Raw genomic sequence first — 24314 nt, 5'->3', positions numbered from 1 at the left:
ATGGTGCTGCTGGGGAGGATTGAACTCCCGACCTCGTCATTACCAATGACGCGCTCTACCACTGAGCTACAACAGCATTTTCCATGTCGCGTACAGACCCGCAGATATAAACCGCTGCCTCGTTCCCGGTATACCACCTCGTAACGAAGTGCTCTACCTGAGTTGCAGCCGATTTGCGAACGCGGCGGACTTCTGCCATATCATTGCTGAAATCGCAAGCAAGCAATCGTAATCTCTTTGCCAAATTATGTGTATGGGGCAAAAGCGATGGTTCGTTGCTGATAAAATGGCGTTACACTCATTCGGAATATATGTGACAGGACATGACTTCGTCGTCGAAAAACCCGAATTCCGAACAGATTAACCGCGAGAAGCGGCGTTCCGAACAATTGCGGGCGAATCTGGCACGGCGAAAACAGCAATCACGTTCGCGCCGTTCCGGCGCGCCTGATGAGCGCGATGAGGGAATTGTCGCCGCAACCGAAAAGCCTTCCGATTCCTCCCAAGAGGAATCATGAATGGCCCAAACAGGGTCATAAGCCTTTCTTGAACCATTTCGTGTGATGGTTTACAGCAACCGGCTCTGCAAAGAGTCTCAACGACAGGACGGGTACTTCCCCGCGAAAGTGACACAATATGGATCGCATCAAGATTGTTGGCGGTAACAAGCTCAATGGCGTCATTCCAATTTCGGGTGCCAAGAACGCGGCCTTGCCGTTGATGATCGCGTCGCTCCTCACGGATGATACGCTGACGCTGGAGAATGTGCCGCATCTGGCAGACGTCGAGCAGCTTATCCGTATTCTCGGTAACCATGGTGTCGATTATTCCGTCAATGGCCGTCGCGAACGCCAGGACGGCGCTTATTCGCGCACGATCCATTTCACCGCGCGCAATATCGTCGATACGACCGCACCCTATGAACTTGTCTCCAAGATGCGTGCGAGCTTCTGGGTTATCGGCCCGCTTCTTGCGCGTATGGGTGTTGCCACAGTCTCGCTGCCCGGCGGCTGCGCGATCGGTACCCGTCCGGTCGATTTGTTCATCGATGGCTTGCGCGTGCTCGGCGCCGACATCGAGATCGAGAATGGTTATGTTAAGGCCAGCGCCAAGGGCGGCCTTGTCGGCACTCGCTACGTTTTCCCGAAAGTCTCTGTTGGCGCAACGCACGTATTGATGATGGCGGCTACGCTCGCCAAGGGCGAGACGGTCCTCGAAAATGCCGCCCAGGAACCGGAAGTCGTCAATCTGGCCGACTGCCTCAATGCTATGGGTGCAAAGGTTCGCGGCGCAGGTACGCCGACAATCACGATCGAAGGCGTAACCAGCCTTTCCGGTGCTCGCGTTCGCGTTATTCCTGACAGGATCGAGACCGGCACCTACGCCATGGCTGTCGCCATGACCGGTGGTGATGTTATTCTTGAAGGCGCTGACGCCAGCCTGCTCAGCGCTGCATTGACGACTCTCGGCCAAGCCGGAGCCGAAATCTCCGAAACCAATTCCGGGCTGCGTGTTGTTCGCAACGGGCATGGCATCATGCCGGTCGATGTGACGACACAGCCATTCCCCGGCTTCCCGACTGATCTTCAAGCACAGTTTATGGGTCTGATGACCAAGGCGAAGGGCACGTCCCACATCACAGAGACCATCTTCGAAAACCGCTTCATGCACGTGCAGGAACTGGCGCGGCTTGGTGCCAAGATCTCCCTATCGGGCCAGACCGCAAAGATCGAAGGTGTCGAACGGTTGAAGGGTGCGCCTGTCATGGCGACCGATCTGCGTGCGTCAGTCTCGCTGGTCATCGCCGGTCTTGCCGCCGAGGGTGAGACAACCGTCAATCGCGTCTATCACCTCGACCGCGGTTTCGAGCGGCTTGAGGAAAAGCTCACGCGTTGCGGTGCGGTTGTCGAGCGTATCAGCGACTAATATTTCGCGCAGTCCGGTACGCTGCAATTTGTCATGATGGACTAATTCCGGCTCTTTGAGACGGGCGCTGATTTTAGCCTCTTGTAATATTCATCCAGTTGCGACTTTGGCAGCGAACAGCCCTTGGTCCGGGCGATATCGGTCACAACAAGATTGCGGTTACGCAGCGCGTCGATCTCGACGCGTTCAGGTGATTTCGGGTCCATCAGGAAAAGAGCTGGCCAAAACAGAATAACGCCGGTGACCCCGAAAGCTATGTTTTTGGCGTCCGCCCCGCTTTTCTCTTTGTTTATGGCAATGACAGACCGCTCATTGGCTGCAAATTCTCGGGAAAGGCCAGCGCAGTCGAACTGGGAGTCGGTCGCATTTGTCGCCGCGATCGGATGTGGTTCACGGCCGGCACAGGCCGAAACCGCAACAATCCCGCAAAGAACGACAATGGAGAGGCCGCGCGAAATGGTTTCGCGAGAAATAAAAAACTTCACGTAAAAAGCACCATTTAAAAAGCGTTGAAAAATCGATTTGAAAAAACGTGGATAATATCGGTTAAAAATCCGGCAGGCAGCTTCCTCCCTGCGAACATCCTTCCATCATGGCTTGATTTTGCCAAGCGGATAATTCCATTTGTACGCACTTTCCTCTAACAGGAAAGAGAACGTGGCGCCTATCCGGTGTTGCGGTGCCGTCAAATCACGCAAAGGGAAGACATGGATACTCTCAAACTCATCGCGCTTGATGAGGAAGATCTGCAAATTCTTTCTGCGCACCTGCAGGATTCTGTACTGAAAGTCGGCGATATTGAATATCTGGCCACTGAGAAAAAACTTGTCCTCGGCGTAAACCGGTTCGTCTGGGAACAGGCTGCCGATGGCAAGCGCCACCGTAGCTTCGAACGTCGCCGCGCGGCATTGCTTTTCGATCGGGTGGGCAGAGTCAAGGCGACTGGCATCGATCGCCGGCACAAGGACGATATCCTGTCGCTTCTGGCGATCCGTTTCATCGTGTCGGACGCACCTTCAGGTATTGTCGAGTTGACCTTCGCGGCTAATAAGGCACTGCGGCTGGAAGTGGAAGCCATTGAGGCCCAGTTGACCGATCTCGGACCTGCCTGGGAAACAACGTTCAAACCGGAACACGAAGCCTGAGGAGTGACTAGTGTGGCAATTGTGCTGAGACAGTCCGAACCTGATTTTGAAATCCGTTTTTCCGCATTCCTCGCCACCAAACGCGAGGTGTCGGAAGACGTTGACCGTGTAGTCTCTGACATCATTGCCCGCGTTCGCACGGAGGGCGACGCTGCGCTGATCGATTATTCGCAGCGGTTCGATCGTATCGATCTTGTTCAGCACGGCATTGCGATTACCTCGGCAGAGATCGACGCTGCCGTAGCGTCTGCGCCCATACAAACGGTCGAAGCGCTGAAATTGGCGCGCAATCGCATTCATTCGCACCACGCGCGGCAGATGCCGCAGGATGATCGCTACACGGACGCGCTGGGTGTAGAACTCGGCTCGCGCTGGACGGCGGTCGAGTCGGTCGGGCTTTATGTTCCAGGCGGCACGGCGAGCTATCCGAGTTCTGTGCTTATGAATGCTGTTCCGGCTCAGGTCGCCGGCGTCGAACGTATTGTCATGGTTGTGCCTTCGCCTGACGGCAAGCTCAATCCGCTCGTGCTGGTTGCCGCCCGGCTTGCCGGCGTCTCGGAAATCTACCGCGTTGGCGGAGCACAGGCCATTGCGGCGCTCGCCTATGGCACCGAAACGATTGCACCTGTCGCCAAGATCATCGGTCCCGGCAACGCCTATGTGGCGGCTGCCAAGCGCCGCGTCTTCGGCAAGGTCGGCATCGACATGATTGCGGGTCCGTCGGAAGTACTGATCGTGGCGGACAGCGACAATGATCCGGACTGGATCGCGGCAGACCTTCTGGCGCAAGCCGAGCACGATAGCGCTGCCCAGTCGATCCTGATCACGGACGACGAAACCTTCGGCGATGCAGTTATCGCTGCCGTGGAACGCCAGTTGCTGACATTGCCACGAGCGGAGGCCGCGAGCGCCAGCTGGCGCGATTATGGCGCGGTGATTCTCGTACCGGATCTGGAGTCCTCGCTGCCGCTCGTCAACCGGATCGCCGCCGAGCATCTCGAGATCGCGACGGCTGACCCCGAAATACTGCTGGCAGGCGTTCGTAATGCCGGAGCGATCTTCCTTGGACGTTACACGCCGGAGGTGATCGGCGATTACGTGGGTGGCTCAAATCATGTTTTGCCCACGGCACGCTCGGCGCGTTTTTCTTCCGGCCTTTCGGTGCTCGACTACGTGAAGCGAACCTCCATCCTGAAACTGGGTGTGGAGCAGCTGCGCGCCTTGGGTCCGGCAGCGATCGAACTTGCGCGCGCCGAGGGCCTGGATGCTCATGGCAATTCCGTCGCAATTCGGCTGAATCTGTAGGAAGATAATGACAGCGACGGACAAGGCGCGACTGATCGATGTGGAGCTGGACGAGACGATCGGCCGCTCCACGCCGGACGTCGAGCATGAGCGTGCCGTCGCCATCTTCGATCTTATTGAAGAAAACAGCTTTCGTCCGGTGGGTGATGACGGTGCCGGACCGTATCGTCTCAAAATCTCGCTGGTCGAATCCCGGTTGATTTTCGCCGTAGCACGCGAAAATGGCGACGAAGTCGTCACCCATATTCTATCGCTAACGCCGCTGCGCAAGGTCGTGAAGGATTATTTCATGATCTGCGAAAGCTATTATGAGGCTATCCGTGCTTCCAGCCCGAGCAAGATCGAGGCCATCGATATGGGGCGGCGAGGACTGCACAACGAGGGGTCGCAGGCACTAATGGACCGCCTGAACGGCAAGATCGAGGTGGATTTCGACACTGCCCGCCGTCTCTTCACATTGGTGTGTGTGCTACATTGGCGGGGGTAAGCGAACAAATGACTGTCGGACCGGAAAAATTGCCGGACGATCAGGAACTCGCGAAGGCGGTGATGCCGAGCGCGATTTTGTTTATCTGCGGTATGAATTCGATAAGGTCGCCCATCGCGGAGACACTGGCACGTAGTCTGTTGCCATCGAAGATCTATATTGCCTCTGCAGGGGTCGAAAAAGGCGAGCCTGATCCCTTCGTCGATGCGGTCCTTGAAGAGGTCGGATTAAAACGAATTTCCGCCCAACCGCGCACTTTTAAAGAGCTGGAAGACGATTATTTCGATTTAATCATTACATTGTCGCCCAAGGCACACCATATGGCACTTGAATTGACCCGCACGACATCCGTACATGTGGAGTATTGGCCGACACCCGATCCGACACTAGTGCGTGGCCGTCGGAATCAGATACTGGACGCCTATCGTGACGTTCGGGAAAATCTGAAACATCACATTCTGGAGCGTTTCGGTAGCACCGGCTGAACCGCCTGTGCACCCTTTACAATTGCATCGAACTCCCTTGTTCACAAATGGTGCGCAATACTATAGGTTCCGCGCAAAATTGCGGTCGAGCATGGCCACAAATTCCCCTATCGGAGATAGAACTACGCATGGCGAAAGAAGAAGTATTGGAATTTCCTGGTCTCGTGACGGAGCTGTTGCCCAACGCGATGTTCCGGGTAAAGCTCGAAAATGATCATGAAATTATTGCTCACACAGCAGGCCGCATGCGCAAGAACCGCATCCGCGTTCTCGCTGGTGACAAGGTCCTCGTCGAAATGACCCCCTATGATCTGACCAAGGGTCGCATCACCTACCGTTTCAAATAATCAGCTCCGCGTTTCGCAGGATTCGACCCTCATGAGCGATCGGCACAAATTCGTTCTTGCATCGGGCTCACCGCGCCGTCTGGCGCTGTTGGCCCAGATCGGCATTGAACCGGATCGCCTGCTTCCAGCGGATGTCGATGAAATTCCGCTACGGGCCGAACATCCGCGTTCGCTGGCACGCCGGCTGTCGCGTCTGAAGGCGGAAAAAATCGCGGAAGAACTGAAGAACGATACAGACTTCGGCGAGGCCTATATCATGGCCGCCGATACGGTGGTTGCAGTTGGCCGGCGCATTCTGCCAAAGGCGGAAATCCTCGACGACGCGACTGCGTGCCTGCGATTGCTTTCGGGCCGTTCGCATCGCGTCTATACCGGGCTGTGTCTCATCACGCCCAAGGGCAAGCAGCGTCAGGATCTGATCGAAACCCGCGTGCGCTTTAAACGTCTTTCGCGCGAGGAACTGGAGAGCTATCTTGCTTCCGGTGAATGGCGCGGCAAGGCCGGCGGCTATGCGATCCAGGGGCTTGCAGGCGGCTTTGTCGTCAAGTTGGTGGGCTCGTATAGCAATGTCGTCGGACTGCCGCTCTATGAGACCGCCAGCCTTCTGCATGGCGAGGGCTATCCGGTCTATGCCAACTGGCAATCTTCAGGACATTAAACGGAAACTGATCCATTGACTGACGATAAGAAAAGCACGGCGAACGTAACGCCTTTGCGGCCAACGCGGCCTTGTCCGGAATGCAAACGCCCGTCCCAACGTGAACATTATCCCTTCTGTTCGGCACGCTGCCGCAACATCGATCTCAATCGCTGGCTGACCGGAGCTTATGTGTTGCCCGCCGTCGAAAGTGCGGATGACAGCGATGATGAACAGGAATAGCTGAGCCGCTTCACGTTCTTTTCACTTCATGCCGCTAATTTCCGCCGTGGTCAGGACAGGAAAGCTTCATGAAGATTGCGATCATCGGCACCGGCTTCGTTGCCGATTACTATATGACGACGCTCGCCAACCATCCGCAACTGGTGTTGGGTGGCGTATACGACCGCGACCTCGCGCGTCTCAAGCAATTTGCCGATTATTACAAGGTCGCGACCTATCCCGACTTCGAAACAATCCTCGCCGACAACGAAGTTAATATCGTCGTCAATCTGACGACGCCCGAAAACCATTACTTGCTCTCGAAACAGGCGTTGGAGGCCGGCAAACACGTCTATTGCGAAAAGCCACTTGCCATGCGCTACGAAGAAGCGGCAGAACTGGTGGCGCTTGCCGAACGCCTTGATCTCATCCTGGCATCAGCACCGGCCAACGCACTAAGTGATGCGCACAAGCTCGTCGCCAAGTCACTGGACGATATCGGCAAGCCACGGCTGGTCTACGCCCAGATGGAAGATGGCCCGGTTTTTCGCGCTAACTGGCAGCAATGGCGCTCGGGTTCCGGTGCACGCTGGCCAGGCCTGCACGAATTTGAGGTAGGCTGTACGCTCGAACACGCCGGTTACGCGTTGTCCTGGTTGGTGTCGCTGTTCGGGCCGGTCGAAAGTCTCATCGCATTTTCTGCGCTGACCTTTCCAGAAAAAGGGCTCGGAACGGGAGCAATCACTATGGCGCCGGATTTTTCCGTCGGCTGCCTGCAGTTCCGTTCCGGTGTTGTCGCCCGTCTCACCTGCGGCCTTGCCGCACCGCGCGACCGCTCGTTGATAGTCCTCGGTGACAAGGGAACGTTGACGGTAGGGGATCTTTGGGATCATCGCTCAGCCGTCTATCTTGAAACGGCCGCAAAAGGCCGCTCGTTACGCACAAAGCTTGCCGACCTCATGGAGGTGCGTCTGAAGCGCTTCCTGCCCTGGAAGCCACCGCCGGGCCGCAAACTCGCCTATGACCGTTCGGCAAAACCGGCGAAACTCCCGGCTTATCCATCACAGATCGATTTTGCAGGGGGCATCGCCGCGCAGGCCGCCGCCATCGAGCAAGGTAAACCATTGTTTTCATCTGGCAAAGTCGCCCTGCACATCACAGAGCTCGCGCTCGCGTTGAACAATGCCGTTTCGCTGCCCCAACCTTACAAGATGCAGAGTACTTTCTAGAGCTTGATGACTCGCGTTGTCGCCGGTTGCGCTAAAACGATGTTGATGGCGCGCAGTGCGTTGATACTGTCTGAAAGCGGCATGACCGCAGAGTTTTTCTCGTCCTTGCGCATCGCGTCCATCATCGCCATTGCTTCAAACTGCAGACCATTGCCCTCGAAAGAATATTCCTCAACCTTGCGGCCGGGCAATGGAAGCCGGTCGAGTACTTTGCCGATAAACCCGGATGGTCCTGGCAGCGGGCCAAAGGGCGCGTTCTGCGCGAAGCCGTGATAGACCGTCAGCCGCTGCGCTTTCAGGAATGGCGCGTTCAAGCGAAGGGCACCTTCAGTACCTTCGATGACGAAATGATTCGCGCCGTCCCTGTCGAACCCACAAGCGAGCTGTGCTTCAGCCTCGTCATAATGCAGGGTGATTTCCGAACTCATGTCGACGCCATTTGGCGCAGCGTGCCAAAGGCCTGAAACCTTCTGTGGCTGGCCGAGAAAGTGCATGGCGAGCGACACGCAATAGACGCCGAGATCAAGACTGGCGCCGCCACCAAGCGAGCGGCTGAAATAGCGGCTTTCCGGCTCGTATTGACGTGCATAGGCGAGTTGCGCTGTGATCTTGCGGATAGCGCCGATCTCGCCCGCATCGACTTTCGCTTTAGCGGCGACGATGGCAGGCAGGAACCGCGTCCACATCGCTTCCATCGCAAAGACATTCACCCGCGCTGCTTCCCGCTGGATGACAGAGGCTTCGGTATGCGAGGGGGCAAGGGGCTTTTCAGTGAGGATTGCCTTGCCTGCTCGCATGGCCTTCAGGGCTTGCGCCAGATGCAGGGAATTCGGCGTGGCAATATAGACTGCGTCGATGGATGGGTCGCTCACAAACGAATCGAGATCGGAATAAGAGCGGCGACTGCCAAAAGCATCGCGGAACTCCTCTGAGCTTGCCGCACTTCGCGAGTGATTGGCCACAAGGGCAGCATCGGGGACAAGCATAAGGTCTGATGCGAATCGTCGGGCGATTTCGCCGCTGCCAATAATGCCCCAACCAAAGACCCGGTCCTTGGTTGCCATGTCCCCCGTTTCACCCATGCGATACGAATCCCGTCTTCGATGCCTCAACAAACGCACCAATGCATGCCCTTTGCAAGAAGCAGAAAAACGGCAAAAAATTCGCGAGTTGATGCTGGACAGCACGATTTTTAGTGTTATAACCCACGCGCTTCTGACGGAAAGCCAACCCGTCGACAAGGCTTGCCGGATAACGGAAACGCCACGAAGTGCCCAGATAGCTCAGTTGGTAGAGCAGCGGATTGAAAATCCGCGTGTCCGTGGTTCGAATCCGCGTCTGGGCACCACTCTTCTTTCAATGCACAATCATTAGCTTGGTGCCGAGGTAATATTTCACCTCGCGCTTTGATGCGTTTCGCTCTCGCCCGCTTACCCCGCTTCACACCAGCATCTTAGGTCCCAGAGATGCGGAGTATGACGTTTTGGGTTGTAAATTGATGATAGCGGACACCTGACCGTATCCGTCATGCCAAGTATTATTTGTTATACCTTGGTCCCATGTGGAAAGTACAAAACCATAAGTAAGCAATTAAACTTTCATCACCTCACCTGGAAAATGATTATGCTGTGAAAATTTCACCAAATTAAACAATTATTGACAGATACTAACGTCATGTATGGTGCAATAGTTAAACGATTTTTAAATGGTCATGCAGGCTCACGCAAATAATTGTTCGTTTTCAATGACTTATGCGCAAGGAATCACAATCGGCTCACATTTCCGTGATAAAACAGCAACACTGTAACCACAAGTTGCATAAGATTGGACGTTCTGCCCATAAGTTCTTTGACCCCGCTACCAAAGTTAAGTTAGATCGCCGTGTCAACAAGACACACATGGAGAGATCAACAATGAACATTAAGAGCCTTCTTATCGGCTCCGCTGCAGCTCTCGTTGCAGTTTCGGGGGCACGCGCTGCAGATGCAGTGGTTGTTGCTGAACCAGAGCCCGTCGAATACGTTCGCGTTTGCGACGCATACGGCGCTGGCTTCTTCTACATTCCGGGAACTGAAACCTGCCTGAAGATCAGCGGCTATGTCCGTTATGATGCGAAGGGCGGCGACGACGTTTACAGCGGTGGGAACGTTGGTGCCAAGGGCAATGAAACCTGGTACAAGCGTACACGTGGTGAAGTCCGTTTCGATGCCCGCTCGGAAACCGAACTCGGCACCCTGCGTTCGTACATCCAGGGCCGTTTCCAGTACACCAACGGCATTGATAATGGCGGCTCGCTGCCACAGGCCTGGATCGAACTCGGTGGTTTCCGCATCGGTACTGCTGACGAACTCTTCGGTTCGTGGACCGGTTATGCTGGCAACGTCATCAACGACGACGTGATCAACTACCAGTCCGGCCAGACCAACCAGGTCAGCTACACCTTCACTGGCGGCAACGGTTTCTCCGCTATTATCGGTGCTGAACAGGGTTCGGACGATGTTACCGGCCTCGGCGGCAACTATGTCATCGAAGACTACATGCCTCACGTTCTCGCTGGTGCGAAGTTCGAACAGGGCTGGGGCTCGGTTTCCGGCGTTGTCGGCTATGACTCCAACGTTGAAGAATTCGCTGGCAAGATTCGCTTGGACGTAAAGTTCAACGAGATGTTCTCCGCATTCTTGATGGGTGGCTATCAGTCCGGTTATGACAACAACTTCGATCCGGTCACGGGCGCAGTTGATCAGAACGACCGTAACTGGTTCGGCACCTGGGAAGGTGATTGGGCTGCTTGGGGCGGTGTCTCCGCCAAGGTTACCGACAAGGCAACCATCAACGCACAGGCTGCCTGGGAAGACGAAGGCACCTACGCTCTCGCTCTTAACGTAGCTTACGAGCTGGTTCCTGGCTTCACGATCACGCCGGAAATCAACTACACCAAGTTCGACGGTGCACGTGAAGCTGCCTCCATTGATAATGGCGGCAACGACGACGCATTCGGTGGCATGATCCGCTTCCAGCGTAACTTCTAAGCGCCAGTTTCAAAAATTCCGGGGGCTCAGGTCCCCGGTTCTTATACGGATCAGGATTTAATTTGGCGCTGTAGAAGGACTGCACCGCCAAAGTGTGATGAAGTGATCTCCAGGCGCCTCATTCTCACGAGACGGTGGGCCGCGCGGCTCACCGTTTTCGTTTATGGCGCCTTGCCGCTGCAATAAAGTAGCCTCTCATGCAGCGCTAACCTCTACCAAGCCCGATACATATTTTGCGATCGCAAGACAGGATGTGAGTCCCGGACTCTCAATTCCGAAAAGATTCACAAGACCTTTGATGCCGTGGGCTGCCGGGCCCTCGATAACAAAATCCATAACAGCTTCACCTCGGATGATGAGCTTTGGTCTGATGCCGCTATAAGCAGGCTGCAATGAACCGTCAGGCAGACTTGGCCAGTACTTGCGTATTTCGTCGTAAAAACGGTCTGCCCGGTTCGGGTCGACGCTGTATTCGATCGATTCCACCCATTCGACGTCGGGGCCAAACCGCATCCGCCCATCAAGGTCGAGCGTGAGATGGACACCTAGACCTCCTTCTTCCGGAACCGGATAAATCAGGTGCTTGAACGGTGTCTTGCCTGTTGCCGAAAAATAGTTGCCCTTGGCAAAGCGCGTATCAGGTACGAACCCACGCGGCAATCCGGCAATGGATGAAGCGACGGCTGGTGCCTGGAGACCGCACGCATTGATGAATGTGGTTGCCTGAAGCTCAAAGGGACGTCCAGTACCGGCTTCGATCGTCTCGATTCGCAAACCATCGGCATTGGCTTCCGCAGAGACTATCCGGGTTCGGAATGAAATCGCCGCACCATGATCCTGCGCATCACCCAGCAGTGCCAACATCAAGCCGTGGCTGTCGATGATACCCGTCGACGGCGAAAACAGTGCTGCCGTACACGCAAGTTCCGGCTCTCGTCTGTATGCTTCCAATTCCGACAATTGCTGGAGATCAGAAACACCGCACGCTTTCGCTCTTGCCCCTATGGTACTCAACATCGGGATTTGAATTTCGTCTGTGGCTACGATCAGCTTGCCACACCGGGAATGCGGAACGCCATGTCTTTCCGCAAAGACATAAAGGGCATTTCGACCTTCGATGCATAACCTGCTTTTCAGACTACCTTGCGGATAATATATGCCGGCATGGATAACCTCGGAGTTACGCGAACTCGTGCCAGTGCCGATTGTTTCGGCTCCCTCAACAATCAGGGTCTCGATACCGCGACGCGCAAACGCCCGCGCGATTGCCAGCCCGACGACGCCTCCTCCCGCAATGAGGCACTCCACCCGTTCCAATCGTCAGTGCCCTCCATGCACGGCAAAAGGCGCCAGCTTCCTTTCCAGGCTTTGCAGAGTTTCGATAATCTGAAGCCCGACCCGTTCATAGCAAGGATAGTGCAAGAGATGCTCTTTGTCCCAATCTGCAGGGGACAGGCTGCTGCCGTAATCCTGGGGCGCCGAATTCTTAAGCTCGGTCAGATATTCCTGGACGGAGATGGAAGTCGGGGGCGTCCCCGTCGCCATATGCATGAAGAGGGCGCGTAGCCAGAATTGCGTGGCCATGAGTTCAATCCGGATTTGTTCGTCTTCAATCATGGGGATTCTGATCCGATGCAGTCAATACAGCCGTCTAACTAAAGACGTTTACAGGGAAAATTGACAATTGGCTTCAGAGACATCGGGCACATCCAAAAGCGGATCATATGTGCTCGCGCAGTGACGAGTATATTGGCGTGCTGCACATTTGATCGAGGCGAGGATAGCGCAGGCTACCTCGGATTGATTCCGGCATGCTCGGTTGTCACCTGCCATTACCTCGAATGGCTAGGTCACCGTTCATCTCATTGGTCAGCTTAAATGAAATAACTGGAGCAGTTATCTTCGAGATAAAATCGACGTTGTGTGCGATTCTGTGCATTTGAATAACAATTCAAAATCTATATTTTTGCACTCGTCAGGCGTTGGTTGATGGACGTTTGGCCAAATAAACGCGGGGTATCTAGGTGGGGAATGTTCGCCGGGCATATTTTATGGCGGCCTTGGAGCAATATTCGCAGGTGATTGTCAGCATAGCGATGATTGCCGTTCTGTCCCGTCTATTGGGCAGCACGGAGATCGGTATTGCCGTCATCGGCCTCGGGATAGGGACAATCGCATTCAATTTCCGCGAATTCGTAACATCGGAATATCTCATTCAGCGCGACAATGTCTCAGAGGAAGACGTTCGCACCGGTTTCACCCTTATATTCGGCTTTTCCCTTGCGATTGGCTCCTTTCTGATCCTGCTGTCTCATTGGCTCGCCGGCTTTTATTCCGAGACAGGCCTGATCGAATTCGTCTGTATTCTGGCAATTTCCGGTGTAATCGATGCGCCTGTCAGCACCATAGCTGCGCTACTGCGCAGGGATATGGAGTTCGGCACCCTCACACGAATCAATGCCTTGGGGAGTATTGTGAACGCCTTGGTGACGATCACGTTTGCATGGTTCGGCTTTGGCTTTATGAGCTTTGCCTGGGGGACGTTTGCATCCGCATTGGTCAGGGTGGTTCTTGGATTTCACGCCCGACCGATCTTCTGGATGTTCAAACCACGTTTGAAAGGCTGGCACGCGTTCTTCGTGTTCGGGGGTTACAAGGGGGCTTCGACAGTCCTGGACAGGACATATGAGGCATTGCCACAGCTGGTTCTTGGTCGCATCATGCCGTTGACGGCCGTCGGCCTCTATAACCGGGCAAACGTTGTCAGCGGTCTTCCGGACAAGATATTATTGTCCGCCATCTTTTCAGTCGCGTTCCCCGCATTCGCCGCCGAAGCCAGAGCGAAGCGAAGTGTCAAAGATGCCTATTTGAGAATAATCAGCTACATCACAGCGCTGTATTGGCCCGCAGTTCTCGTCGTTGCAATCCTTGCGCATCCAATTGTGCACGTCGCCCTCGGAGGCGCTTGGGACGGAGCCGTTCCCCTTGTTCGAATCCTGTCGATTTCCGCCATCTTCTGGTTTCCCAACATCTTGACATTTCCTGTGCTCGTTGCTCTTGGGGCGAACCGTGAAGCGTTTCAGGCAAATTTTATCGGGCGGGGTATGTCGATGATTGTCATCTGTACTGCAAGCTTCTTTGGATTGTACACGCTCGTGTTCAGTCAATTCATCACCCTGCCGTTCCAGATGTTTATCTCGCTCACATATGTTCGCCGGCATGCGCCATTCGACTGGCAGGAATTGTTTGCCATCCTCGGCAAGAGCGCCTTGGTGGCTCTCGGAGGCATTCTCGGACCGCTCGCGGTTCTCGCCGCTCACGGCTTCCAATTCGACCTCTCCATCGTGCAGGCGCTGTTGGCGGGTGTACTCTCGGCGATCGGTTGGCTGGCGGCCCTGCTCATAACCAAGCATCCATTCCTCGAAGAGCTCTTCAAAATCGTCGGCGTGTTTATGCCGCGCTTTCTGCCGAGCAAACAGGGAGTGCCGGCCGAATGAACAGAAAGAGATCATCAAAAGTTCGAGGATACACACCGTGAAGTCCGTTGATGTCGTCATACCAAACTATAATTACGGCCGTTATCTGCGAGCATGCGTAGATAGTGTCCTGTCGCAGGATGTCGAGAAATTACGCGTTCTGATCGTCGACAACGCATCAACCGACGATAGTCAGGAAGTGGCGCGGGAGCTTGCAGCGATGGATCCGCGAGTCGAGTTGCGGCTGCGCGAAACAAATCTCGGTCCGCACTCGTCGTTCAACGAAGGGATCGACTGGGCAGAATCGGATTATTTTCTGATATTGTGCTCCGATGATTTCCTGGTACCCGGCGCGCTTAATCGCGCCGTCACCATCATGGAGGAAAATCCCGATATTGCTTACACCTACGGTCGGGATGTAGACATCCAGGGCGATGCCCCCATTCCGGTTATGGCGCCGCAAGCATTACCTGCCTATCGACTGCATAGTAGCCGTTCATTCATCGAGCGCTTCTGCCGGTTGGGCGTTTTCCAGATACCTGGGCCTTCGATTATTATCAGGACCAGCGTGCAAAAACGCACGGGTCACTATCGCACGGAACTTCCCCACAGCGACGACTACGATGTTTGGCTGCGTCTGGCACTGCACGGCAGTGTGGCGGAGCTCGATTGTATCCAGGCGGGCATTCGCACACACGGCGCGAATCGTTCCAGCGATTTGTGGGCGCGCCAGATCTTGCATATTTTGCACACCGCCGATGCCGCCGAATGCTTCTTCGCCCATGAGGGTAGCGAGATGCCTGATGCCAATTATCTGCACCGCCTTGCCCGTCGGGGCCTTGCGGAGCGTGCCTATTGGTCGGCGATATCGCATCTTCTTCGCGGAGATAAGGGTGTGGGCGAGTTGCTGAAGCTAGCCTTCCGCTGGCGTCCTGCGACTGCATTTCTTCCACCTGTCGGATATTTGCTTCAAAGACCAGACACACTGCGCCGGCTGCAACGCCTTGTTGATATGTGGGCGCGTGGGAGGAAGCGGTTCAGGATTGGGGAAGCTGGCTCACGTCCCTGATTTCTCCCCGCCGTTCTGCGATATCGTACAGGGTGGCATGAATAGACGCCTCTTGCTCGGCCAGTTGTGCCCGGAAAGCCGCAACACCGCTTTGTACTTCGAGTGCGAGACGTGGACGATCGGCTAGCATTGTCTCGACTTGGCGCTTCAGCACCTCGACATCGAATGTCTCGACGTAATGGCAATATTCCTCAAGTCCGGTTGCGCTCAGCAGCGCGTCGTTCTTTGTCGAGTAGGCCAGCGAGATCACCGGGCGGCCCATTCGCAGCGCACAGACGACATTGTGATAACGGGTCGCAACAACGATATCCGTGTGCGCGATCTGAGCCATCACGTCATGAAGGGAGGTCATCTCCTCTGCGATAATATGCTTGCTGCCACCATTAACTTCGTCCTCGGGAAACATATTCATGATGTCGATGACTGCCCGGCGATCGACGATATCCCCCGTCAACAATCTTACGTTCAGTCCGCGCTCGCGCAGCCAGGATATGAACTCGGCGATCTTATCCAAATACGTGCGATAGATGGCCTCGCCGTCTTCGTCTGCTTTCTTCCAACCGGAGTAAGCCATTACGCCCACCCCGACGCATATCGCCGTCGGGTCATCACGCCTGGATTCTACTGCGGCGGGAAGACCGAAGGCGAGATCGGCGCTGAGCGGATCACGACTAACGTCGAAACCGATACTTTTCATGAAATCTCGCGATAGTTTGTCGCGATAGGAACGGTAGTGTGCCATCCGCGCCCCGGTTTTCAAGAACAGGCGGCTCAGAGGCAGTCTGATTGGTCCGGCGCCGATACTTACGAAGGCAATGCGCATACGGTTCAGTCTGGCGGCCAAACACCATCTAAGGATCACAAAGGGCCAGCCAAAAGCGGTCTCCTGAAAGTCATCCAATATCCCTGTCCCTGGGATAATCAGCAGATCCAGACCATTGAGTTGAGCGAGGATGGTATAGAATCCGAGCGTCTGTCGGGGAATGTCGGCAAGTATCCGATTGAAGCGATTGAACCAGAGGCCTTTCGTGACAAATCCGCGAATGCTGATTGCCTCGATATTGTATTTCTTCGCTATAGCCTTCGGATTGGAACAGATGCAGAGAAGCTCTGCGTCGACCCTTGATGAGCGTAGAAAATCCAGCATGGCTTCAAGTGAACCATCATTGCCGGTATTCCCGCTGCCGAACTGACCCAGCAAGGCAATTTTCATCCAAGGCCTCTCAATCGACCTGTTCGTACTGCCACAGGACAACGCTTCATAACATTTCAACCACTCGACTCAGGTGCGAGAACGCCACACAAGCGCGACCGATTGCGCTTCTTTGTCGTTATGATCTTGCTGCTCCCTACTGACAAACAACACATGGCCATTGGAATATTGGCAGCAACCGAACGACGGGGGTTCTCCCCCAAAAGGCTGCACCTGCTACCCATCACGGCGCATTCTGCTCTGTGCGGTTCTGGCTCTATGATGATTCCAGTTGCGTTCCGGCGGCAGGCGTCGGGTCAGGTTTGAGGTCAACGCCCATGAAGTTCGCGTACTTTGTTCTTCCACACATTGGCGGCACTTACACCGTATTCAAGCAATTGCGCAAAGGTCTGGCAATGCACGGGATAGACGTGCATTGGCTAGGGTTCGGAAAAAGCAACCCCTTAGTGAATCCAGAATGGCAATCTGAAGCAGCCTTTGGAACCATGGTGGAAGCGCCGGAGGCAGCAGATGAACAGGCACAGGCGAGACTGGTGGCCGCTGCTGTGCGGAACGGCGGATTCGATGGCATTTTCGTCAATGTCTTGACTGATCGTGTCCAGATGAACATCGCGCGCTATCTACCCGCCAATATCATGCGGATTATGATCGTTCACAATATCACCCCGGGTACCTATGCGGCGGCTGTAGCTATCAAGGATCATGTCCACGCTACGATTGGCGTATCAGAGCGCTGTCGCGGGGATCTGGTGGAGAAGTACAAGTTTGACAAGGAACGCACTTTTGTAATTCCCAACGCCATCGATATTGAACCATTCATAGGGAAAAAACGCGGTTCTCGTGATGAAACTGGTCTTCGGATGCTGTCTCTCGGCCGCATTGAGGACGCGTCCAAAGGTGTGTTCTGGCTGCCTGGCATCATGGATAAATCGCCTGCGTCGGTGCGCCTGACAATCGCTGGTAATGGACCGGACCTTGAGCAACTGAAAAGAAAACTATCCCACCACAAGGAGAGAGTAACCTTTTTAGGAGCGGTTCAACCAGATCGCATTCCACAACTGCTGCTCGATCACGACGTTCTGGTCATGCCGTCCCGATTTGAAGGCTATCCTATGACCCTCATCGAGGCGATGGCGGCTGGGTGCGTGCCAATTGTTTCGCATATACAAGGTGTGACGGATACGATTGTCATTGATAAAAACAGCGGTTTTCTTTTTCCGGTCGGTGACCATACTGAAGCGGCACGGATCATTTCAAAGCTCAACGCAGACCCAGCCAAACTCGCAAGCGCTTCGTCCGCAGCGAGAGAGGCAGCTGAACAAGCATTCACTTTCGAAGGAATGGCCAGCCAGTACCATCACGTAATTGAGCGCGTTACTACTACCAGGCCGCACATATCCGCACCGCTTGATCTGGACGACTGGTCTTTCCCGCGGGGCCTTCGTTCCGGCTTGCGCACCTATGTGCCGCGGCCGGTCAAGAACTGGTTGCGTGTTATGAGAGAGCGGTACCGATATACGCCTTTTGGCTCTTTCTCGTAACTGAATTGCCGAAGTGAAAACGTGGGCTGAAGCGCTCATAGTTCGCTCAGTATTTTTATCGCCAGCTGTGCTGGTCAAGGCGTCGACAAGGTTTGGCAGATGACAGAGTTTATCAACAACTTCGAGGAATCAAATCGTCTCCGTGGACTCGCCCACCATGCAATTCCCGGTGGTGCGCACACTTATGCCAAGGGCGACGATCAGTATCCTGTGCTGTCGCCTGGCTTTATAGCCAAGGGTTTCGGCAGCCACGTCTGGGATGTTGATGGTAATGAATACATTGAATACGGAATGGGAAACCGCGCCGTGGGGCTGGGTCACGCATACGCTCGTGTCCTTGAGGCAGCCACTCGGCAGTTGCAGTTGGGTTGCAACTTCACTCGCCCCGCTGACATAGAAGTTGAATGCGCAGAAACCTTTCTCGAAACCATCCCTGGCGCTGAGATGGTGAAATTTTGCAAAGACGGATCGGATGCGACATCCGGCGCAGTCCGGCTGGCAAGAGCGGTGACTGGGCGAGATATCATCGCCCGCTGCGGTGATCATCCGTTTTTTTCCACAGATGACTGGTTCATTGGTGACACCGAGATGAATGCCGGCATCCCGGATGCTGTGCAGAAACTCACCGTCAATTTTCAGTATGATAACCTTGAAAGCGTACGCGTGCTGTTCAACAGGTTTCCGGGGAAAATTGCGGCGCTGATCCTTGAGCCGTCACGTGGTGACGACCCGAAGAACAATTTCCTTCACGAAGTCCGCGACCTTTGCCACCGAAACGGAGCCTTGTTTATTCTGGACGAAATGATCACGGGTTTTCGTTGGCACAATGGTGGCGCCCAACAGCTTTATGACATCAAACCCGATTTTTCCTGTTTCGGCAAAGCGCTGGGCAATGGGTTCTCAATCTCTGCGCTTGCTGGTAAACGCGAATACATGAAGCTTGGCGGGTTGGAACAAACGGGTAGTCCGCGAGTCTTCCTGCTTTCTACGACTCATGGTGCAGAAACGCACGCCTTGGCCGCATCCATTGCAACGATGCGTATTTATCAGGATGAGCCTGTCATCGAACATCTGTATCACCAGGGTGAAGCTCTGCGAGCCGGTATAGATCAAGTTGTTGCTCGTCACGGTCTTGATGAATATTTCCAGGTCACGGGCCGATCCTGCTGCCTCACCTACGCGACGCTGGATCAAAATAGGACGCAGTCTCAAGCGTTTCGGACGCTGTTCCTGCAGGAGACCATCAAACGAGGTGTGCTTATGCCATCGCTCGTGGTCAGCTATACGCACAGTGATGAGGACGTCGCGCGTACGGTCGAGGCCGTTGACGGGGCACTTGGTGTCTACAAACAGGCTCTCGAGAATGGCGTTGGCAAATATCTCGTAGGCCGACCTTCGCAAGTCGTATTCCGGCGCTTTAACAGGCAGTCGGCCGCCGAACGCACGCTGGAATTGGCAGACAATGCCTGACCGGGTCGGAAAATGCTTCAGCTGGTTACTTCTTGTGTTGGCGATGCTTTGTTCATTCGCCGCCAATGCGCAGCAAGCGGTCTTCCCCGTGCAGATATCAAAAAACCATCGATACCTCGAAGACGCTTCAGGGCGGCCCTTTCTCCTGACAGGCGACGCGGCATGGTCGTTGATCGGAGATTTGTCGCGCGAGGACGCGGACAAATATCTCGCCGACCGCCAGAGCCGCGGTTTTAACACGATACTGGTCTCTTTGATCGAGCATCGCTTCAGCCGAAATGCCCCGCTTAACTTTTACGAACATGCTCCGTTCAGCGTCGGCGGCAATTTCACAAAGCCCAATGAGGCCTATTTTGCGGATGCTGACTGGATTCTCGAACGCGCTCGGGAACGGGGCTTCCTGGTCCTGTTGACGCCAGCCTATTTGGGAGCAAATGGTGGCGAGGAGGGGTGGTATCAGGAAATGCAGGCTGCTGGTCCCGAGGCGCTCAAGTCCTATGGCCGCTATCTTGGCCAGCGTTACCGCCATTTCGATAACATCATCTGGGTTCAGGGAGGCGACTGGGATCCACCCAGTAAAACGCTGGTAAATGCGCTTGCTGAGGGTATCGGTGAAACAAATCCTGGGGCACTGCAGACTATGCATGCGGGCCGGGATACGGATGTCCTTCCGAATTGGCAGCAGGAGAAATGGCTGAGCCTCGATACCGTCTATACTTATAATAATGTCGCCGCCGCCACGCTCAAACGCTACCTTTCGGGACCAACAAGCGCGTTCTTTTTCATCGAAGGCATGTATGAAGGAGAGCATCATTCCACCGAGCAGACGGTCCGGGAAATTGCCTACGGAGCAGTTCTCTCAGGTGCGATAGGACAGGTATTCGGCAACAACCCCATGTGGCACTTTGCTGGCCCGACCCTATTCAAACAACCTCTAAAATGGCAGCAAGCGCTCTCCAGCCGCGGTGCGCAAAGCATGACACATCTCAAGGCGTTCTTCGACACCATTGCCTGGTGGACGCTTGAACCCGAGCAGGGGAAACTTCTGGTCGCCCCAGACCCGCCTCTTCCCGGGTATGCCATTGGCAGTCGCTCAGCCAATGGGAACCTTGCGGTGGTCTACCTGTCCGAAAGGAGCAGCGTCATTCTCGATAGGGCAGCGCTGTCGCCAACAACGCAACATGCGCGCTGGTTTGATCCTTCGTCCGGGCAGTTCAGTGAAGCGGTGGCGAAAAGTGACGCCAAGGCAAATACTGTCGCCAAGGCAAATACTGTCGCATTTGAGCTCCCATCGGCGCACAATTCGGCGGGTTTTTCCGACTGGTTGCTTCTGCTGACAGATAACGATTGAGCACGTCAGCGACCAGCAGTCACATCGGGCAAAAGGCGTAGCACACTTGCCGAAAGTGTAGTCCGTATAGCCCACGTTCCTCCGAACTCCTCTCTCGCCGTTCAGCCCGCCCGCAAGTACCGTTTCATCAGAAAATATCTATCCGCAGAAGGACGACACGCAATGAAAGTACTTGTGACAGGACATCGTGGTTATATTGGAACGGTCATGGCGCCTTTCCTGATGAAAGCTGGGCATGAGGTTCACGGCTACGACGCCGAGCTGTATCGCAGCTGCTCATACGCGCCTGGCGGTTCCATTGCCGATATTCCCGCGGTCTGCAAGGATGTACGCGACGTGACGGTGAGCGACCTCAAAGGCTTCGACGCGATTATTCATCTCGCGGCATTGTCGAATGATCCGCTAAGCAATCTCAATCCGGACATCACCTATGAAATCAACCATCGCGGCAGCGTGAAGTTTGCTGAAGCGGCGAAGAAGGCGGGCGTTTCCCGTTTTCTCTTCGCCTCATCTTGCAGCAATTACGGCAAGTCGGGCGAGGGCATGATCGATGAAACGGGCCAGCTCAATCCTGTCACGGCCTATGGCTCTTCGAAAGTCCTTGCCGAAAAGGATATTGCAAAGCTCGCAGACGACAGCTTTACGCCTACCTATTTGAGGCCTGCAACAGCATATGGTCTGTCTCCGATGCTGCGCTTTGATATCGTTCTGAATAATCTGGTTGCTTGGGCGGTCACTGAAGGTGTCATCCTGCTGAAATCCGATGGGTCACCCTGGCGTCCGATCGTCCACATCGAAGATATTTCGCGAGCATTCCTCGCAGCTATGGAAGCACCAAAGGACAAGGTGCACAACGAGGCATTCAATGTCGGTCAATCGGCGCATAATTACCGCATTCGTGAAATTGCCGAGATTGTGGCGCAGGTCGTGCCCGGTTGTCGGCTTGAATTTGCGGACGATGCTGGTCCCGACACGCGTTCATACCGTGTAAGTTTCGAAAAAATCGCTCGGGTACTACCAGCATTCAAGCCCGTCTGGGACGCAAAGGCTGGTGCAGAGCAGTTGCATGCAGCCTACATGAGTGCCGGATTGACCCTCCAGGAATTCGAGGGTCCCCGTTATCAACGCATCAGCCACATCCGGAAGTCCCTTGACGAGGGCACGCTCAACCAGAGTCTGCGCCGTGTTCCATCGTCGACGCGGCATCCGGCTCTGGCCGACGCTGTCATATGACCATCCGTGTCTGCCATGAACAGCTTTATGGTATCATTTGATACGATCAGGGCGACGGGCGACGTCGAGGTTGATGTGGGAATCCGCATCTATGCGCTCGCCGCCCGGCTCTTTCCGATCTGCCGGAGTATAACCGGGGACGGCGTGCGTGAAACACTGCAAGTCCTCGGTCAGCACATCGATCTGACGCAGTACGAAGTTCCGACCGGCACGCAAGTACTCGATTGGACAGTGCCGCAGGAATGGAATATCCGCGACGCCTATATCAAGGACCCGTCTGGCCGGAAAGTTCTAGATCTTTCTGACAATAATCTGCACGTGCTGGGCTACAGCACGGCCGTACAACAGAAGATGCCGCTTAGCGAATTGAAATCGCACATCTATAGCTTGCCAGAACAACCGGATCTCATTCCCTACAGAACGTCTTACTACAGCGAGCAATGGGGGCTGTGCATGGCGCACAACGAGCTCGTTCAACTGGAGGACGGTGAATACGAAGTTCTGATTGATTCCGAAAAACGTGACGGACATCTGACCTATGGCGAATATGTCCACAAAGGTCAGTCGGAAAGAGATGTGCTGCTTTCCGCCCATATCTGTCATCCATCACTCGCCAATGACAATTGTTCCGGTCTGGCACTGCTGGCCTGTCTGGCCAAAGCCTTGCGCACACGCAAAACCCGCTACAATTATCGCTTTCTTTTCGCACCCGGAACGATCGGTGCGCTCACATGGCTTGCAGGCAATGAGGACAAGATCTCGCGGATCGATCATGGACTGATCGTTTCTTGCGTTGGCGACGGCGGTGGACCCAATTACAAACGAAGCCGCCGTGGCAATTCCGTCATCGACCAAGCGATGCAGTACGTATTGAGCTCGGACGGCCGGCAAGGAACGATTAGCGATTTCAGCCCTTACGGCTACGACGAACGCCAATATTGTTCGCCCGGCTTCAACCTTCCGGTCGGGCTCTTCCAACGAAGCGCCTTTGGCACATTTCCAGAATATCACACCTCGGCTGACAATCTGGATTTCATCTCGCCGGAGCATCTGGCCTCGTCCTACAGGATGATCATGGACGCAATCGATATTTTGGAGATGAATTGGACGCCAATCAACCTTTTCCCGAAAGGTGAGCCTCAACTCGGCAGGCGTGGCCTCTACTCCGCACTAGGCGGCGACAAGTCCGCCGGAGAAACTGCCATGGGGTACCTTTGGGTTCTCAATTTGGCGGATGGCAATCACACGCTGCTGGATATCGCACAGCAATCCGGCATGTCCTTCCGCGATATCGCCCGTGCCGCGCAGTTGCTGCTTGCAAACGGCCTGCTTGCCGAGGCCGGAAAACAGAGTCAGGCGGGAGAGACATCCAGCAGCGGCCAGGCTTGATCCTTGTCCGACAGAACAGTCGGCTTCGCCGGCCAGTCGATCGCAAATGCCGGGTCGTCCCACCTTACGCCAGTCGAGGCTTGCGGATTATAAAACTCCGATATGAGATAGGAGACGGTCGCGTCATCGCGGAGCGTCTGGAATCCGTGGGCGAAGCCCTTCGGGATATAGAGCTGGCGGCAATTGCTGTCCGAAAGTTCATAGGCAGCCCAGCGCCGGTAATGAGGCGAGTGCGGACGCAGGTCAATGATGACGTCCAGTATGGCGCCCCTTATGCAGGAAACGACTTTTACCTCGGCATGCGGTGCCGCTTGAAAGTGCATTCCCCGAAGAGTGTGCTTCGTAACCGAATGCGACATGCTGTGCTGAACAAAAGTGGTTTCGAGCCCGTGTTCCCTAAACTCGTCTACGCAAAAGGTTCGGGCGAACGATCCACGCTCGTCGGAGATGGGAAGCGTCTCGACAAGCCACGCACCGTTCAGTTTTGTCTCGGTAAATCTCATTCTGTTCGCCCTGGTTTCAGCAATCTCTGAGGCTGTGATTTTGTCAAACTCTGCGCGAGCGCGAAACTCACAATAAGGGGTAGGCTGAACGCGGCAACACCATCAACAATGTTCCTGCCGCTCGGGCCAAACTCCTGCAGGGCAGCGCAGGCCGCACTCCGTTTGACGGACACCTCATGGTGACGTTCCACCGTTCGGATGAGCCCACTGATCGCATTGTCATATCGCCCGCGCGTGTTGGAGGCCGTACCTTCGGT

The 24314-nt window shown here is 55.0% G+C and carries 23 protein-coding genes and 2 tRNA genes; 18 read left to right on the top strand and 7 right to left on the bottom strand.

Annotation, left to right across the window (positions count from 1 at the left end; translation table 11 throughout):
• Position 1 precedes the first annotated feature (1 nt).
• Positions 2-76: transfer RNA gene (locus ACSQ3H_RS23065), tRNA-Thr, on the bottom strand.
• Positions 77-636: 560 nt separating this feature from the next.
• Here ACSQ3H_RS23065 and murA point away from each other — a divergent pair.
• A complete protein-coding gene (murA, locus tag ACSQ3H_RS23060; protein WP_436119195.1) occupies positions 637-1926 on the top strand; it encodes a UDP-N-acetylglucosamine 1-carboxyvinyltransferase in 1290 nt (429 codons plus the stop codon).
• 41 nt (positions 1927-1967) lie between these two features.
• Here murA and ACSQ3H_RS23055 read toward each other — a convergent pair whose 3' ends face one another.
• Complete coding sequence (locus ACSQ3H_RS23055) at positions 1968-2411, bottom strand: hypothetical protein (protein WP_436119194.1); 444 nt, start codon at positions 2409-2411, stop codon at positions 1968-1970.
• Between the two features lie 222 nt (positions 2412-2633).
• On the opposite strand from ACSQ3H_RS23055, the gene ACSQ3H_RS23050 reads away from it, so the two are divergent.
• From ACSQ3H_RS23050 to ACSQ3H_RS23015, 8 genes are all read left to right on the top strand, one after another.
• Positions 2634-3071 (top strand): DUF2948 family protein, encoded by a 438-nt coding sequence (locus ACSQ3H_RS23050; protein ID WP_436119193.1) that lies wholly within the window; start codon positions 2634-2636, stop codon positions 3069-3071.
• Positions 3072-3083: 12 nt separating this feature from the next.
• Positions 3084-4376: a histidinol dehydrogenase gene (gene hisD, locus ACSQ3H_RS23045; RefSeq protein WP_436119192.1), complete on the top strand. Its 1293-nt coding sequence runs from the start codon at positions 3084-3086 to the stop codon at positions 4374-4376.
• 7 nt (positions 4377-4383) lie between these two features.
• Complete coding sequence (locus ACSQ3H_RS23040) at positions 4384-4863, top strand: UPF0262 family protein (protein WP_436119191.1); 480 nt, start codon at positions 4384-4386, stop codon at positions 4861-4863.
• A 62-nt stretch (positions 4864-4925) separates the two neighbouring features.
• A complete protein-coding gene (locus ACSQ3H_RS23035) occupies positions 4926-5348 on the top strand; it encodes a low molecular weight phosphatase family protein (protein WP_436119542.1) in 423 nt (140 codons plus the stop codon).
• A 128-nt stretch (positions 5349-5476) separates the two neighbouring features.
• Positions 5477-5695 (top strand): translation initiation factor IF-1, encoded by a 219-nt coding sequence (infA, locus tag ACSQ3H_RS23030; protein ID WP_008122731.1) that lies wholly within the window; start codon positions 5477-5479, stop codon positions 5693-5695.
• Positions 5696-5726: 31 nt separating this feature from the next.
• On the top strand, positions 5727-6353 hold the full coding sequence (locus tag ACSQ3H_RS23025) for a Maf-like protein (RefSeq protein ID WP_436119190.1): 627 nt from the start codon (positions 5727-5729) through the stop codon (positions 6351-6353).
• Between the two features lie 15 nt (positions 6354-6368).
• Complete coding sequence (gene yacG, locus ACSQ3H_RS23020; RefSeq protein WP_436119189.1) at positions 6369-6575, top strand: DNA gyrase inhibitor YacG; 207 nt, start codon at positions 6369-6371, stop codon at positions 6573-6575.
• A 68-nt stretch (positions 6576-6643) separates the two neighbouring features.
• Positions 6644-7783: a Gfo/Idh/MocA family protein gene (locus ACSQ3H_RS23015; protein ID WP_436119188.1), complete on the top strand. Its 1140-nt coding sequence runs from the start codon at positions 6644-6646 to the stop codon at positions 7781-7783.
• On the opposite strand, the gene ACSQ3H_RS23010 is transcribed toward ACSQ3H_RS23015, so the two are convergent.
• A complete protein-coding gene (locus ACSQ3H_RS23010) occupies positions 7780-8865 on the bottom strand; it encodes a Gfo/Idh/MocA family protein (protein WP_436119187.1) in 1086 nt (361 codons plus the stop codon). The genes ACSQ3H_RS23015 and ACSQ3H_RS23010 overlap by 4 nt on opposite strands.
• Before the next feature lie 190 nt (positions 8866-9055).
• Between ACSQ3H_RS23010 and ACSQ3H_RS23005 the strand changes: the two genes are divergently transcribed.
• Positions 9056-9131: transfer RNA gene (locus ACSQ3H_RS23005), tRNA-Phe, on the top strand.
• 565 nt (positions 9132-9696) lie between these two features.
• Positions 9697-10812 (top strand): porin, encoded by a 1116-nt coding sequence (locus tag ACSQ3H_RS23000; protein WP_436119186.1) that lies wholly within the window; start codon positions 9697-9699, stop codon positions 10810-10812.
• 195 nt (positions 10813-11007) lie between these two features.
• Here the strand turns inward: ACSQ3H_RS23000 and ACSQ3H_RS22995 are convergent, their stop codons facing one another.
• Together ACSQ3H_RS22995 and ACSQ3H_RS22990 are read right to left on the bottom strand one after the other, a co-directional pair.
• Complete coding sequence (locus ACSQ3H_RS22995) at positions 11008-12129, bottom strand: NAD(P)/FAD-dependent oxidoreductase (RefSeq protein WP_436119185.1); 1122 nt, start codon at positions 12127-12129, stop codon at positions 11008-11010.
• Between the two features lie 3 nt (positions 12130-12132).
• The gene (locus tag ACSQ3H_RS22990) at positions 12133-12429 is read right to left on the bottom strand and encodes a hypothetical protein (protein WP_112526220.1); all 297 of its coding nucleotides are present in this window, start codon (positions 12427-12429) and stop codon (positions 12133-12135) included.
• A 434-nt stretch (positions 12430-12863) separates the two neighbouring features.
• On the opposite strand from ACSQ3H_RS22990, the gene ACSQ3H_RS22985 reads away from it, so the two are divergent.
• Together ACSQ3H_RS22985 and ACSQ3H_RS22980 are read left to right on the top strand one after the other, a co-directional pair.
• On the top strand, positions 12864-14309 hold the full coding sequence (locus tag ACSQ3H_RS22985) for an oligosaccharide flippase family protein (RefSeq protein WP_436119184.1): 1446 nt from the start codon (positions 12864-12866) through the stop codon (positions 14307-14309).
• Between the two features lie 37 nt (positions 14310-14346).
• Positions 14347-15357: a glycosyltransferase family A protein gene (locus ACSQ3H_RS22980; RefSeq protein ID WP_436119183.1), complete on the top strand. Its 1011-nt coding sequence runs from the start codon at positions 14347-14349 to the stop codon at positions 15355-15357.
• On the opposite strand, the gene ACSQ3H_RS22975 is transcribed toward ACSQ3H_RS22980, so the two are convergent.
• A complete protein-coding gene (locus ACSQ3H_RS22975; RefSeq protein WP_436119182.1) occupies positions 15326-16570 on the bottom strand; it encodes a polysaccharide pyruvyl transferase family protein in 1245 nt (414 codons plus the stop codon). The two genes, ACSQ3H_RS22980 and ACSQ3H_RS22975, sit on opposite strands and share 32 nt — an antisense overlap.
• A 317-nt stretch (positions 16571-16887) precedes the next feature.
• Here ACSQ3H_RS22975 and ACSQ3H_RS22970 point away from each other — a divergent pair, with 317 nt between their 5' ends.
• The 5 genes from ACSQ3H_RS22970 (at position 16888) to ACSQ3H_RS22950 (ending at position 23554) form a co-directional block, all read left to right on the top strand.
• Positions 16888-18111, top strand: a complete 1224-nt coding sequence (locus ACSQ3H_RS22970) for a glycosyltransferase family 4 protein (RefSeq protein ID WP_436119181.1) — start codon at positions 16888-16890, stop codon at positions 18109-18111.
• Between the two features lie 99 nt (positions 18112-18210).
• Positions 18211-19581, top strand: coding sequence for a glutamate-1-semialdehyde 2,1-aminomutase (locus ACSQ3H_RS22965; protein WP_436119180.1), 1371 nt, complete (start codon positions 18211-18213; stop codon positions 19579-19581).
• A complete protein-coding gene (locus tag ACSQ3H_RS22960) occupies positions 19574-20932 on the top strand; it encodes an apiosidase-like domain-containing protein (RefSeq protein WP_436119179.1) in 1359 nt (452 codons plus the stop codon). Before ACSQ3H_RS22965 ends, ACSQ3H_RS22960 begins: the two co-directional genes overlap by 8 nt.
• Positions 20933-21094: 162 nt before the next feature.
• A complete protein-coding gene (locus ACSQ3H_RS22955) occupies positions 21095-22165 on the top strand; it encodes an NAD-dependent epimerase/dehydratase family protein (protein ID WP_436119178.1) in 1071 nt (356 codons plus the stop codon).
• A gap of 27 nt (positions 22166-22192) precedes the next feature.
• On the top strand, positions 22193-23554 hold the full coding sequence (locus ACSQ3H_RS22950) for a DUF4910 domain-containing protein (RefSeq protein WP_436119177.1): 1362 nt from the start codon (positions 22193-22195) through the stop codon (positions 23552-23554).
• On the opposite strand, the gene rfbC is transcribed toward ACSQ3H_RS22950, so the two are convergent.
• Positions 23518-24057: a dTDP-4-dehydrorhamnose 3,5-epimerase gene (gene rfbC / locus ACSQ3H_RS22945; RefSeq protein WP_436119176.1), complete on the bottom strand. Its 540-nt coding sequence runs from the start codon at positions 24055-24057 to the stop codon at positions 23518-23520. The genes ACSQ3H_RS22950 and rfbC overlap by 37 nt on opposite strands.
• Positions 24058-24314: the final 257 nt, after the last annotated feature.

The organism is Phyllobacterium sp. LjRoot231, from assembly GCF_964253365.1.
Lineage (GTDB): Bacteria > Pseudomonadota > Alphaproteobacteria > Rhizobiales > Rhizobiaceae > Phyllobacterium.
The sequence above is the reverse complement of the archived record's forward strand: the minus strand, read 5'-3'. Positions and strand labels throughout refer to the sequence as shown.

What these genes read in the sequence shown, in the direction of transcription:
- murA (WP_436119195.1), top strand. Translation starts at nt 637, where the DNA reads ATGGATCGCATCAAGATTGTTGGCGGTAACAAGCTCAATGGCGTCATT.
- ACSQ3H_RS23050 (WP_436119193.1), top strand. Translation starts at nt 2,634, where the DNA reads ATGGATACTCTCAAACTCATCGCGCTTGATGAGGAAGATCTGCAAATT.
- ACSQ3H_RS23040 (WP_436119191.1), top strand. Translation starts at nt 4,384, where the DNA reads ATGACAGCGACGGACAAGGCGCGACTGATCGATGTGGAGCTGGACGAG.
- ACSQ3H_RS23035 (WP_436119542.1), top strand. Translation starts at nt 4,926, where the DNA reads ATGCCGAGCGCGATTTTGTTTATCTGCGGTATGAATTCGATAAGGTCG.
- infA (WP_008122731.1), top strand. Translation starts at nt 5,477, where the DNA reads ATGGCGAAAGAAGAAGTATTGGAATTTCCTGGTCTCGTGACGGAGCTG.
- ACSQ3H_RS23025 (WP_436119190.1), top strand. Translation starts at nt 5,727, where the DNA reads ATGAGCGATCGGCACAAATTCGTTCTTGCATCGGGCTCACCGCGCCGT.
- ACSQ3H_RS23015 (WP_436119188.1), top strand. Translation starts at nt 6,644, where the DNA reads ATGAAGATTGCGATCATCGGCACCGGCTTCGTTGCCGATTACTATATG.
- ACSQ3H_RS23010 (WP_436119187.1), bottom strand. Translation starts at nt 8,865, where the DNA reads ATGGGTGAAACGGGGGACATGGCAACCAAGGACCGGGTCTTTGGTTGG.
- ACSQ3H_RS23000 (WP_436119186.1), top strand. Translation starts at nt 9,697, where the DNA reads ATGAACATTAAGAGCCTTCTTATCGGCTCCGCTGCAGCTCTCGTTGCA.
- ACSQ3H_RS22990 (WP_112526220.1), bottom strand. Translation starts at nt 12,429, where the DNA reads ATGATTGAAGACGAACAAATCCGGATTGAACTCATGGCCACGCAATTC.
- ACSQ3H_RS22985 (WP_436119184.1), top strand. Translation starts at nt 12,864, where the DNA reads ATGGCGGCCTTGGAGCAATATTCGCAGGTGATTGTCAGCATAGCGATG.
- ACSQ3H_RS22975 (WP_436119182.1), bottom strand. Translation starts at nt 16,570, where the DNA reads ATGAAAATTGCCTTGCTGGGTCAGTTCGGCAGCGGGAATACCGGCAAT.
- ACSQ3H_RS22970 (WP_436119181.1), top strand. Translation starts at nt 16,888, where the DNA reads ATGAAGTTCGCGTACTTTGTTCTTCCACACATTGGCGGCACTTACACC.
- ACSQ3H_RS22965 (WP_436119180.1), top strand. Translation starts at nt 18,211, where the DNA reads ATGACAGAGTTTATCAACAACTTCGAGGAATCAAATCGTCTCCGTGGA.
- ACSQ3H_RS22960 (WP_436119179.1), top strand. Translation starts at nt 19,574, where the DNA reads ATGCCTGACCGGGTCGGAAAATGCTTCAGCTGGTTACTTCTTGTGTTG.
- ACSQ3H_RS22955 (WP_436119178.1), top strand. Translation starts at nt 21,095, where the DNA reads ATGAAAGTACTTGTGACAGGACATCGTGGTTATATTGGAACGGTCATG.
- ACSQ3H_RS22950 (WP_436119177.1), top strand. Translation starts at nt 22,193, where the DNA reads ATGGTATCATTTGATACGATCAGGGCGACGGGCGACGTCGAGGTTGAT.
- rfbC (WP_436119176.1), bottom strand. Translation starts at nt 24,057, where the DNA reads ATGAGATTTACCGAGACAAAACTGAACGGTGCGTGGCTTGTCGAGACG.